10 protein-coding genes and 1 tRNA gene are annotated in these 11,228 nt (G+C 71.7%); 7 read left to right on the top strand and 4 right to left on the bottom strand.

The window, feature by feature from the left end:
• A partial coding sequence (locus NCC78_RS20060) for an alpha/beta hydrolase family protein (protein ID WP_250796240.1) occupies nt 1-528 on the bottom strand: 528 nt, incomplete at its 3' end.
• A 220-nt stretch (nt 529-748) separates the two neighbouring features.
• Between NCC78_RS20060 and NCC78_RS20055 the strand changes: the two genes are divergently transcribed.
• A complete protein-coding gene (locus NCC78_RS20055) occupies nt 749-2,320 on the top strand; it encodes a S8 family peptidase (RefSeq protein WP_250796239.1) in 1,572 nt (523 codons plus the stop codon).
• 63 nt (nt 2,321-2,383) lie between these two features.
• On the opposite strand, the gene NCC78_RS20050 is transcribed toward NCC78_RS20055, so the two are convergent.
• The 3 genes from NCC78_RS20050 to NCC78_RS20040 all read right to left on the bottom strand — a co-directional run bounded on the left by NCC78_RS20050 (nt 2,384) and on the right by NCC78_RS20040 (nt 4,453).
• Nucleotides 2,384-3,190: a WecB/TagA/CpsF family glycosyltransferase gene (locus NCC78_RS20050; RefSeq protein ID WP_250796238.1), complete on the bottom strand. Its 807-nt coding sequence runs from the start codon at nt 3,188-3,190 to the stop codon at nt 2,384-2,386.
• Nucleotides 3,187-4,302, bottom strand: coding sequence for an NAD-dependent epimerase/dehydratase family protein (locus NCC78_RS20045; protein ID WP_250796237.1), 1,116 nt, complete (start codon nt 4,300-4,302; stop codon nt 3,187-3,189). The genes NCC78_RS20050 and NCC78_RS20045 overlap by 4 nt, the downstream gene beginning before the upstream one ends.
• 68 nt (nt 4,303-4,370) lie before the next feature.
• A tRNA-Leu gene (locus NCC78_RS20040) sits at nt 4,371-4,453 on the bottom strand.
• A 207-nt stretch (nt 4,454-4,660) separates the two neighbouring features.
• Between NCC78_RS20040 and NCC78_RS20035 the strand changes: the two genes are divergently transcribed.
• From NCC78_RS20035 to NCC78_RS20010, 6 genes are all read left to right on the top strand, one after another.
• On the top strand, nt 4,661-5,449 hold the full coding sequence (locus tag NCC78_RS20035) for an FHA domain-containing protein (RefSeq protein ID WP_250796235.1): 789 nt from the start codon (nt 4,661-4,663) through the stop codon (nt 5,447-5,449).
• Between the two features lie 6 nt (nt 5,450-5,455).
• Complete coding sequence (locus NCC78_RS20030; protein WP_250796234.1) at nt 5,456-5,941, top strand: FHA domain-containing protein FhaB/FipA; 486 nt, start codon at nt 5,456-5,458, stop codon at nt 5,939-5,941.
• Nucleotides 5,938-7,374 carry a PP2C family protein-serine/threonine phosphatase gene (locus NCC78_RS20025; RefSeq protein WP_250796232.1) on the top strand — a complete coding sequence of 479 codons (1,437 nt, stop codon included), beginning with the start codon at nt 5,938-5,940 and terminating at the stop codon, nt 7,372-7,374. Before NCC78_RS20030 ends, NCC78_RS20025 begins: the two co-directional genes overlap by 4 nt.
• A gap of 27 nt (nt 7,375-7,401) precedes the next feature.
• Nucleotides 7,402-8,892, top strand: a complete 1,491-nt coding sequence (locus NCC78_RS20020; RefSeq protein WP_372495160.1) for an FtsW/RodA/SpoVE family cell cycle protein — start codon at nt 7,402-7,404, stop codon at nt 8,890-8,892.
• The gene (locus tag NCC78_RS20015) at nt 8,889-10,394 is read left to right on the top strand and encodes a peptidoglycan D,D-transpeptidase FtsI family protein (RefSeq protein ID WP_250796231.1); all 1,506 of its coding nucleotides are present in this window, start codon (nt 8,889-8,891) and stop codon (nt 10,392-10,394) included. Before NCC78_RS20020 ends, NCC78_RS20015 begins: the two co-directional genes overlap by 4 nt.
• A 1-nt stretch (nt 10,395) precedes the next feature.
• On the top strand, nt 10,396-11,228 hold an 833-nt coding region (locus tag NCC78_RS20010; protein ID WP_250796230.1), incomplete at its 3' end, for a serine/threonine-protein kinase.

The following is an 11,228-nucleotide window of genomic DNA, read 5'->3' as shown; positions in this document are numbered from 1 at the left end:
GAAGCCGCCGAACACCCCCCGTTCGACGGGAGGGCCGGCGAAGGCCGAGGCGAGCAGCGTGTCGATCCGCCGGACGTCCGCGCCGAAGCCCTCCACGATCAGGTCCCAGCTGCTCGACACCGCCTGCGGCGCCACCAGTAGCAGCCGGTGCTCGTCGGCGAGCGGCAGCAGCAGGTCCAGGCCCTGGCGGGCCGAGCCGCCGGCCCCGTGCAGCAGCAACACCAGCCGGTACGGCGCGCCGTCGGCCGGCTCCGGGGCGTACACCAGGGCCAGCGGCCCGCCCCCGGGGTCGGTCAGCGAGGCCAGCCCGGCGGCGGCCCGGTCCGCGGGGGTGTCACCGGCGGAGGAGAGCCCCGCGGCGAGTACCGCCGACGTCAGGCCCAGGGCGGCCAGGGTCAGGGCGAGCAGCCACCCGGCGCGCCGACGCAGGGCGCGGGCGCGGTCCAGCCGGGGCAGGCCGTCCGCCAGCCAACCCGCCGCGAGCCAGACGGCGGCGACCGGCAGCAGGACGGTGAGATGACTTTCCATGTGGTAGAGCCTTGCCCGTTTCCGGCGACGGGGAATCCGGGCCGCACCCCCGTTCCTCCCGTAACCGGTTCCCGTAGGGGGCCATCCCGCCGGTGTTATGGGCAAGTCGACATGTTTTTCTCGCCGTCCACGCCGCTCTACCCTCAGCTCGATCGGCGTTCATCGATTCGGTCGCCACGAGCGACCGGACGGTCGGTGCCGGTCGGAGGGAGGTAGGGAGATGGGTCTTCCACACAGGTCCGCACTCGTCGGGGTGGCCACGCTGGCCATGGTGGCCGCCGCCGCCGCACCCGCCATGGCCGCCGAGCCGGTCGGGGCGATCCGCGCCGCCGGCGGAGCCACCGCCGTGACCGACAGCTACATCGTCGTCTTCAAGGACAGCGCCGTCGGCCGCAGCCGGGTCGGCGACACCGCCCAACGCCTGGTCGGGCGGCACGGCGGGTCGGTGGCCCGCACCTACGGCGCGGCGCTGCGCGGCTTCGAGGTCCGGGTGGGCGCCGGGGCCGCCGCCCGGATCGCCGCCGACCCCGCCGTGGCGTACGTCGAGCAGAACCACACCGTCTCGATCGCCGGCACCCAGGCCAACCCGCCCTCGTGGGGCCTGGACCGGATCGACCAGCGGGCGCTGCCGCTGAACAGCTCCTACACGTACCCGAACACGGCGAGCAACGTGCACGCCTACATCATCGACACCGGCATCAAGTTCACCCACAACGACTTCGGCGGCCGGGCCACGTCGGGCTTCGACGCCGTCGACGGCGGCGCTGCCGACGACTGCAACGGGCACGGCACGCACGTCGCCGGCACCGTCGGCGGCACGGCGTACGGGGTGGCGAAGGGCGTCCAGCTGGTCGGCGTCCGGGTGCTCAACTGCTCCGGCAGCGGCACGAACGCTGGCGTCATCGCCGGCGTCGACTGGGTGACCCAGAACGCGATCAAGCCGGCCGTGGCGAACATGAGCCTCGGCGGCGGCGCGAACAGCACGCTGGACACCGCCGTGCGCAACTCCGTCAACTCCGGGGTGACCTACGGCCTGGCGGCCGGGAACGACACCGGCGCCAACGCCTGCAACACCTCACCCGCCCGCACCGCCGAGGGCATCACCGTCGGCTCGACGACCAGCTCGGACGCCCGGTCGTCGTTCTCCAACATCGGCACCTGCCTGGACATCTTCGCGCCCGGCTCGTCGATCACCTCCGCCTGGTACACCAGCAACACGGCGACCAACACGATCAGCGGCACCTCGATGGCCACCCCGCACGTGGTCGGCGCGGCGGCCCTGCTGGCCAGCGCCAACCCGTCCTGGACGCCGCAGCAGGTCCGCGACGCCCTGGTCAACAACGCCACCAGCGGCGTGGTGGGCAACGCGGGCACCGGCTCGCCGAACAAGCTGCTCTACGTCGGCGACGGCACCACCCCGCCGCCCCCGCCCCCGCCGCCGCCGGGCTGCACCGGCACCAACGGCACGGACGTCGCGATCCCGGACGCCGGCTCCGCGGTGAGCAGCTCGATCACCATCGCCGGCTGCGGCCGGGCCGCCTCGGCCACCTCCTCGGTCGCGGTGAACATCGTGCACACCTACCGCGGTGACCTGGTCGTCGACCTGATCGCCCCGGACGGGTCGGCGTACCGGTTGAAGAACAGCAGCAGCTTCGACAGCGCCGACAACATCAACACCACCTACACGGCCAACCTGGCCGGCGAGGCGGCGGACGGCACCTGGCGACTCCAGGTGCGCGACGTCTACTCAATCGACACCGGCTACATCAACACCTGGACGCTGACCGTCTGAGCAGTCCCACGGCCGAGGCCCCTCCCGAGCGTCGGGAGGGGCCTCGTGCCGTACGGAGCTGGGTCAGACCGCGAAGCCGGCGGGGCGTTCGGTGGCGGGCGCGGGCGGCTTCGCCTTCCACAGGCCGGTCTTCTGCCCGGCGAGCCGGGTGAGGTAGGCCGGGTTGAGGATCACGTAGCGCCGCCACAGCCGCTTCGGCTCCAGGCCGAGTCGCCAGAACCACTCCAGGCCGGCCCGCTGCATCCACGGCGGCGGCTGGCGCAGCAGCCCGGCGTGGTAGTCGAAGGCCGCCCCGACCGCCATCAGCGGCATGTCCAGCAGGGGCCGCATGGCGTACGCGAAGACCTCCTGGCGCGGGCAGCCCAGCCCGACCAGGACGAGCCGGGCCCCGCTGGACCTGATCCGGTCGGCGATCTCGACGTCCTCGCCCGGCTGCACGGCGCGGAACTTGGACGGCTCCACCCCGGCGATCTTGAGCGCCGGGAACATCCGCTCCAGCGCCGGGATCAGCTTCGCCAGGGTCTCCTCCGTCGAGCCGTAGAGGTAGACCGGCAGACCCTCGTCGGCGAAGCGGGAGAGCACGTGCAGGGTGAGCGTCGGACCGTAGACCCGGTCGGTCAGCCCGGCGCCGTGCAGCAGGTTGAGCGCCCAGCGCACCGGCTGCCCGTCCGGGGTGACCACGTCGAAGGAGTTCAGCCGGGCGTTGTGCGCCGGGTCCAGCACCCCGGTCATCACCCCGTGCACGGCCAGCGCGGTCAGCGCCAGCGGACGGCGTTCCTGCGCCGCCGCCACCACCTGCTCGGTCGCCGCGGCGTAGTCGGTGGCGTCGACGAGGACGCCCAGGACGTTCCGCTTGCCTCGCGCCGTCATGCCCCGGGCACCCACTTGTCCACGTTGGCCTCGTAGATCTCACGCATGATCATCGGTACGTCGTAGACCTGCTTCCAGTCCGGGTAGTCGGCCTGGAACGCCTCGTTCGAGCCGATCCACCACTTGTGGTCGCCGATCCGGTTGGCCTCGACGTACTCGGTGGTCATCTCCTGGCCGGTGATCTGCTCGGCCAGCATGAACGCCTCCCGCATGGAGGTGTTGGAGTGCCGGCCGCCGCCGAGGTTGTAGACCGCGGCCGAGCGCGGGTTGCGGAAGAACGCCTCGAACGCGGCGACCACGTCCGAGCTGTGGATGGCGTCCCGGACCTGCTTGCCCTGGTAGCCGAAGATCTTGTACATCCGGCGTTCCATGTTGGCCCGCATCACGTAGCCGAGGAAGCCGTGCAGCTCGGTGGCGGAGTGCGCCGGGCCGGTCAGCGTGCCGCCGCGGAAGCAGGCCGTCCGCATGTCGAAGTAGCGGCCGTACTCCTGCACCATGATGTCGGCGGCGACCTTGGAGGCGCCGAAGACCGAGTGCAGGCAGGCGTCGATCGACATGTCCTCGCGGATGCCCTGCTCGTACGCGTGCCCGGGCTCGATCTCCCAGCGGGTCTCCAGCTCCACCAGGGGCAGGCTGTTCGGCCGGTCGCCGTAGACCTTGTTGGTGGAGCAGTGGATGACCGGCGCCTCGATGCAGTGCTCGCGGACGTTCTGCAGGACGTTGAGCGTGCCGCCGGCGTTCACGTCGAAGTCGGTGAACGGGTCGCGCACGGCCCAGTCGTGCGACGGCTGGGCGGCGGTGTGGATCACCACGGCCACGTCAGCGCCGTAGCGCTTGAAGAGCGCCGCCAGCGCCGCCCGGTCGCGGATGTCGATGCTGTGGTGCGAGTAGGCCGCCCCCAGCTCGTCGGTCAGCCGGCGGACGTTCCAGGCGGTGGACGCCTCCGCGCCGAAGAACTCCTGCCGCATGTCGTTGTCGATGCCGACGACATCGAGACCGAGGCCGGCGAAGTGCCGGACCGCCTCGGAGCCGATCAGACCGCCCGACCCGGTCACGAACGCGACACTCACACGCCACTCCTGGTCCATCGAAGGCAGAAACCATCGGAGCATAGCGTGACGTACGGCACGCCCCGATACGACGCGAGGGCCCCGCATCGCTGCGGAGCCCTCGCGAATTGTGGGGAAGGGGGGAGTTGAACCCCCACGTCCTTTCGGACACACGGACCTGAACCGTGCGCGTCTGCCATTCCGCCACTTCCCCGTGGCTTGACCTCAAACAATGTAGTCTGTGCCGGTCCTGCTGTCGCCAGCGGCCCCGAACATCCTACGCGGCTGTCGGTCCTTGCCGCGAACGGTTACCGTTCGTGGCGGACGAAAGAGTAGCACGACAGATCGGGCCCGTTCGAACGGGCCGCCGACAGACGGCCGAGCGGCGTGTGAGCTGCGCGCGCGCCGGCCGGATACCATCATGTCCTCGGGACCCGAGGAGGAGCCGGTGAGCGTGCTGCAACGCTTCGAGAAGCGTCTGGAAGGCCTGGTCGAAGGGGCCTTTGCCAAGGTCTTCAAAGGGGTGGTCCACCCTGTGGAGATCCTCAACGCCATGCAGCGGGAGGCCGAGGCGCACAAGGCGATCCTGGCCGGTGGGCGCACGTTGGTGCCCAACCGCTACGTGATCGATCTCTCGCCCTACGACCACAGTCGTCTGGCGCCGTACGCTGCCGCGCTGGCCCAGGAGCTGGCCCAGTCGCAGGCGGAGTTCATCGGCGAGCAGGCCTGGACGGTCTACGGCGACGTGATCGTCGAGATCGAGCGCGGCGAGGGACTGGACACCGGCATGTTCCGGGTCACCGCCGAGGTCTACACCGGCGGCGAGGTCGCCCCGGTCTCGGCGCCCGGCTACGACGCCGGCCCGCCCGCCTACCCCGCGTACGACCAGGGTGGCGGCTACGGCCCGCCGCCGGGGCACGGCGCCACCCGCAACGTCCGGCTGGTCTCCGGCGACGGTCGCACCTACCCGTTGCAGATGGGCTCGACCGTGATCGGCCGCGGCGACCAGGCCAACCTGCGCCTGCCGGACGTCGGCATCTCCCGGCGACACGCCCGGCTGGACTTCGACGGCGGACAGGTCGTGCTGACCGACCTCGGGTCGACCAACGGCACGATGGTCAACGGCCAGCGGGTCTCCGCCGTCGCCCTCAACCCTGGGGACATGATCCAGTTGGGCACCACGACGCTGACCTTCCGCGTGGACGGCTGATCCGCCTTGCCGGAACTCGTCATCACCGTCGCCCGGTTCGGGTTCCTCATCCTGCTGTGGATCTTCGTGTTCACGGTTGTCGGCGTGATCCGCCGGGACCTCTTCGCGGGCGCCCGGTCGGGTCGGCTGGTGGCCGCCCCCCGGGCGGTGGGCGCCTCGCTCGGGCAGGGGGCGAAACCGGCGAAGGCGAAGCGGGGCCGGGCGGCGCACCAGTTGGTGGTCACGGCCGGCCAACTGGCCGGCACCCGGATCACTCTCGGTGAAGCACAGATCACCATCGGTCGGGCCGAGGATTCCACCCTCGTCATCACCGACGACTACGCCTCGGCGCGACACGCCCGGCTGGTGCCGCGTGACGGGCAGTGGTTCGTCGAGGACCTCGGCTCGACTAACGGCACCTACCTCGATCGCGCTAAGGTCACCGGACCAACCCCCGTCCCCCTCGGCGTGCCGATCCGGATCGGCCGCACTTCTCTCGAATTACGGCCATGACTCTGACCCTGCGCTATGCGGCCCACAGCGACCGCGGTCTGATCCGAGACGGTAATCAGGATTCCGTCTACGCCGGACCGCGGCTTCTCGCCGTTGCCGACGGCATGGGCGGCATGGCCGCCGGTGACGTCGCCAGCAACATCGTCATCGGTGCCATGGCGCCGCTCGACGAGGACGTCCCCGGGGACGCTCTCGTCGACGCGTTGCGTTCAGCCGTCGGCACCGCCAACCAGCAGCTCCGCGACACCGTGGACGCCAACCCGCAGCTGGAGGGGATGGGCACCACGCTCACCGCGACCCTCTTCTCCGGCAGCAAACTGGGCATGGTCCACATCGGTGACTCGCGGGCCTACCTGCTGCGCAACGGTGAGTTCGCGCAGATCACCAAGGACGACACGTACGTCCAGATGCTCGTCGACGAGGGCCGGATCAGCGCCGAGGAGGCGAGCAGCCACCCGCAGCGGTCGCTGCTCACCCGGGCGCTGGACGGCCGCGACATCGACCCGGAGTACAGCGTCCGTCAGGTGCTCCCGGGCGACCGCTACCTGATCTGCAGCGACGGCCTCTCCGGGGTGGTCAGCGCCGACACCATCGGCGAGACCATGCGGGAGTACGCCGACCCGCAGCAGTGCGTCGAGCGGCTGGTGCAACTGGCCCTGCGCGGCGGCGGGCCGGACAACATCACCGTGATCATCGCGGACGCCACCGACCACGACATCGTCGAGGCGACCCCGATCGTCGGCGGCGCCGCCGCCCGCGACCGGGGCATGGCCACCTCCGCCGACGTCTCCACCCCGGCCGCCCGCGCCTCCGCGCTCTCCGCGCCGCGGCCGCCCGCCCCGGAGGAGCCTCCGGCCGGCGCCGACGACGAGTCGGAACGCCCGAAGCGCCGCCCGGTGCGGGCCGCCGCGATGACGCTGGCGCTGCTGGTGCTCCTCGCCGGTGCCGTCTTCGGCGGCTGGAGCTACACGCAGCGGCAGTACTACGTCGGTGCGACCGAGGAGGGCCAGGTCGCGGTCTTCCGGGGCATCCAGGGGCAGATCGCCGGCATGGACCTCTCGGCCGTGCACTCCACCAGCCCGGCCGAGCTGGAGGACCTCACCCTGGCCGCCCAGGAGCAGGTCAAGCAGGGCATCCCGGCCAAGAGCCAGCCGGACGCGGAGCGCCGACTGGCCGAGCTGACCAGCGACAACCCGATGAACCCGAACCTGAAGCCGGTCTGCCCGCTCACGCCGAGCGCGGTGACCGTCACCACCACCCCGGGTGCGCCGCCCGCCGCTTCGGTGTCGCCCGCCCCGACCGCCAGCGCGAGCGCGCCGGCGGCCAGTGGGCTGCCGACCGCGCCGACCGCACCGACCACAACGCCCGACGCCCTGCCCTCGGACACCGTCTCGCCGGCGCTCGACCCGGCCGCCTGCCGGTCGCCCGAGTGAGCGTCGGGGAGAATCCGAGGACGATCCGTGACCGCACCGGCCACACCGGCACCCTCGCCCGCCACCGTGGGCGAGCAGCCCGGCGTACGTCTGGCCCGGTCCCGGCGTAACGCGGAGCTCTCGCTCCTGCTGCTGGCCATGGTGCTGGTGGCCGCGTACGGGGCGATGGTCGAGGCGAACGTGCTCGACACGGTCACGGCCGACTTCTGGATGCCGGCCGCCGCGCTCACCGCGGTCTTCCTCGGCCTGCACCTGGCGATCCGGTTCCTGGCGCCCTTCGCCGACCCGGCCCTGCTGCCGGCGGTCGCGCTGCTCAACGGCATCGGGGTGGGCTTCCTGCGCCGGCTCGACCTGGCCAAGGCCACCCCCGCCGAGCGGGAGGACCTGGCCATCTTCGCCGGCACCGGTGGCCGGCAGCTGGCCTGGACGCTCGCCTCGGTGATCCTCGCCGCCGGGCTGCTCGCCCTGATCCGCGACCACCGTTCGGTCTCCCGGTACGCGTACACCCTGGGGCTGGCCGGCATCGTGCTGGTGATGATCCCGGCGGTGCTGCCCCGCAGCATCTCCGAGATCAACGGCGCGAAGCTCTGGATCCGGATCGGCGGCTTCTCCATCCAGCCTGGCGAGTTCGCCAAGCTCGCGCTGCTGGCCTTCTTCGCCTACTACCTGGTGCGCAAGCGCGAGGTGCTGTCGCTGGCGAGCCGCCGGTTCCTCGGCATCGACTTTCCGCGCGGGCGCGACCTCGGCCCGGTGGTCGTGGTCTGGCTGATCAGCCTCCTGGTCCTGGTCTTCGAGAAGGACCTCGGCACCTCGCTGCTCTACTTCGGCATGTTCGTGGTGACGCTCTACATCGCCACCGAACGGGTCAGCTGGCTGCTGATCGGTCTGGTGCTCTTCTTCGGCGGCGCCTACCTGGCGTACGTGCTGGGTGAGACCGTCGGCGGGCCGTTCGCCAACTTCTACCTGCGGGCGCAGATCTGGCTCGACCCGTTCGCCGACCCCTACGAGGACGGCTACCAGTTGGTGCAGGGGCTGCTCGCGCTCGGCACCGGCGGCCTCTTCGGCGCCGGGCCCGGTGGCGGCCAGCCGCTCAAGCTGCCCGAGGTGCAGAACGACTTCATCTTCGCCGGGATCGGCGAGGAGATCGGGCTCTTCGGCCTCTCCGCGCTGCTCGTGGTCTACCTGTTGATCGTCGAGCGGGGGCTGCGCGCCGCGCTGGCGGTGCGGGACTCCTTCGGCAAGCTGCTCGCCGGCGGCCTGGCGTTCACCCTCGGCCTGCAGGTCTTCGTGATCGTCGGCGGGATCAGCAAGCTGATCCCGCTGACCGGTCAGACCACTCCGTTCCTCTCCGCCGGTGGCTCCTCGTTGATGGCCAACTGGCTGCTCATCGCCGTCCTGCTCCGGGTCTCCGACGCGGCGCGGCGGCCGGTCACCGGCGTTGGCGGCAAGGCCGCCCGACCCTCCGGCGGCCCGCCGGAGCAACTGCACGGTGCCCCCACGGAGGTGATCCGGCCGTGAACGCACCCCTGCGCCGCGTCGGCGTCGTCGTCATGATCCTGTTCGGGCTGCTCTTCGCCAACCTGAACTGGATCCAGGCCTACAAGGCGGATGAATACCGCAACAGCGACTACAACGGCCGGGTCCAGGTCGCCGAGTACGACCGCAAGCGCGGCAACATCGAGGCCAGCGGCACGGCGCTGGCCACCAGCAAGGCGACCAGCGGTGAGCTGAGGTTCCAGCGCACCTACCCGGGCGCGGCCAAGTACGCGCACGTGCTCGGCTACAAGCCGGTCAACCTCGCCGACACCGGCATCGAGGAGTTCGAGAACGACTTCCTGGCCGGCACCAGCGACCAGCTCATCGCCAGCCGGGTCAAGGACCTGTTCACCGGTGACCAGACCGGTGGCGGCAACGTGCTGCTCACCCTCTCCCGGCGCGCCCAGGACACGGCGTACGAGCAGTTGCGGAACAACCGCAACAACGTCACGAGGGGCGCGGCGGTCGCGATCGACCCGGGCACCGGGGCGGTGCAGGCGCTGGTCTCCATGCCCAGCTTCGATCCGAACCCGCTGGCCAGCCACGACACCGACGCGGCCACGGCCGCGTACAACAAGCTGGAGCAGGATGCGGACGGCCCGCTGAAGAACCGGGCCCTCGGCGAGGTGCTGCCCCCGGGCTCGACCTTCAAGATCGTGGTCGCCGCCGCGGCTCTGGAGAACGGCGTCGGCAAGGGCACCGAGATCGCGGCCGGTCCCAGCTGGACCCCGCCGACCTCCGGCACCCCGATCCGCAACGCCGTGCCGTCGATCTGCCCCGAGGCGCAGGTCACCCTGGCCGAAGCGGTCCGGGAGTCGTGCAACACCGGCTTCGCGCAGCTGGGCGTCCGGCTCGGCGCCGAGAAGATCAAGCAGAAGGCCCGGGAGTTCGGCTTCGAGCAGGACGACCTCGGCGTCGGCCAGCTCGGCGAGGGCGGCCACGGGGTCGCGGCCAGCCGGACCGGCACCATGGAGAACGCCGACGGCGGGGACGACCCGGGCGCGCTGGCCCAGTCCTCCATCGGCCAGCGGGACGTCCGGATGACCCCGCTCCAGGGCGCGCTGATCGCCGCCACGGTGGCGCACGACGGCAGCCAGATGCGGCCGTACGTGGTCCAACAGCTGCTCGGCCCGGATCGGACCACCGTCTACCACACCGCGGAGCCGGACGAGCTGCGCCGGCCGATCAGCGGCCAGGTCGCGAGCGACCTGCGGGACATGATGGTCAGCGTCGTCGAGGACGGCACCGGCAAGAACGCGCAGATCAGCGGCTACACGGTCGGCGGCAAGACCGGCACCGCCCAGTCCGCGCCGGACCGGCCCGACCACGGCTGGTTCATCGGCTTCGCGCTGGACAAGAACGGCAAGCCGGTCTCCGCGGTCTGCGTGGTGCTGGAACAGGCCGGCCCGGGCGGCAGCGCGGAGGCGGCCCGGATCGCCGGCCAGGTCATGCGGGCGGCCATCGCCGACCGCGGGGGCCGCTGACATGCTCAGCCCCGGCGTGCAGCTAGGCAACCGTTACCGCCTCGACGAGCGGATCGCCAGCGGCGGCATGGGCGACGTCTGGCGTGGCACGGACCAGGTGCTGGGCCGTACGGTCGCGGTGAAGAGTCTCCTGCCGGCGCTGCTGGACGATCCCGACTTCGCCGAGCGGTTCCGCGGCGAGGCGCGGACCATGGCGACGATCAACCACCCGGGCGTCGTCGACGTCTACGACTTCGGCAACGACCAGCACATCGCCTTCCTCGTGATGGAGTACGTCGAGGGCGACGCGCTGTCGGCGACGCTCAGCCGGGTCGGCCGGCTCACCCCGGCCCGCACGATGGCGCTGGTCGCCCAGGCCGCCGACGCGCTGCACGCGGCGCACGTCAAGGGCATCGTGCACCGGGACGTGAAGCCGGGCAACCTGCTGGTCCGACCCAACGGCACCCTGGTGCTGACCGACTTCGGCATCGCCCGGTCGGACCTGGTGGCGCAGCTCACCGCCGCCGGCTCGGTCCTCGGCACCGCCTCCTACATCTCGCCCGAGCAGGCCACCGGCGGGGTCGCCAGCCCCGCCTCCGACGTCTACGCGCTCGGCGTGGTCGCGTACCAGTGCCTCGCCGGCCGGCGCCCGTTCGAGGGCGACAACCCCCTCGAGATCGCCATGCGGCACGTCCAGGAGACCCCCCGCCCGTTGCCCGCCGACATCCCGCCGCAGGTCCGGGCCGTGGTGGAGCGGGCCCTGGCGAAGGACCCGGCCGCCCGCTGGCCGAGCGCCGCCGCGCTGGCCGGGGTGGCCCGCCAGCTCAAGGCCCAGCTGTCCCAGCAGGCCCGGGC

This window comes from Micromonospora phytophila (assembly GCF_023656545.1).
Classification (GTDB): Bacteria; Actinomycetota; Actinomycetes; order Mycobacteriales; family Micromonosporaceae; genus Micromonospora; species Micromonospora phytophila.
Note: the sequence above shows the minus strand (reverse complement) of the source record. Positions and strands in the feature narration are given on the sequence as shown.

Bases quoted from the DNA above. Each gene is read 5' to 3' on its own strand.
- NCC78_RS20050 (WP_250796238.1), bottom strand. From the start codon at position 3,190: ATGACGGCGCGAGGCAAGCGGAACGTCCTGGGCGTCCTCGTCGACGCC.
- NCC78_RS20035 (WP_250796235.1), top strand. From the start codon at position 4,661: ATGTCCTCGGGACCCGAGGAGGAGCCGGTGAGCGTGCTGCAACGCTTC.
- NCC78_RS20025 (WP_250796232.1), top strand. From the start codon at position 5,938: ATGACTCTGACCCTGCGCTATGCGGCCCACAGCGACCGCGGTCTGATC.
- NCC78_RS20055 (WP_250796239.1), top strand. From the start codon at position 749: ATGGGTCTTCCACACAGGTCCGCACTCGTCGGGGTGGCCACGCTGGCC.
- NCC78_RS20045 (WP_250796237.1), bottom strand. From the start codon at position 4,302: ATGCTCCGATGGTTTCTGCCTTCGATGGACCAGGAGTGGCGTGTGAGT.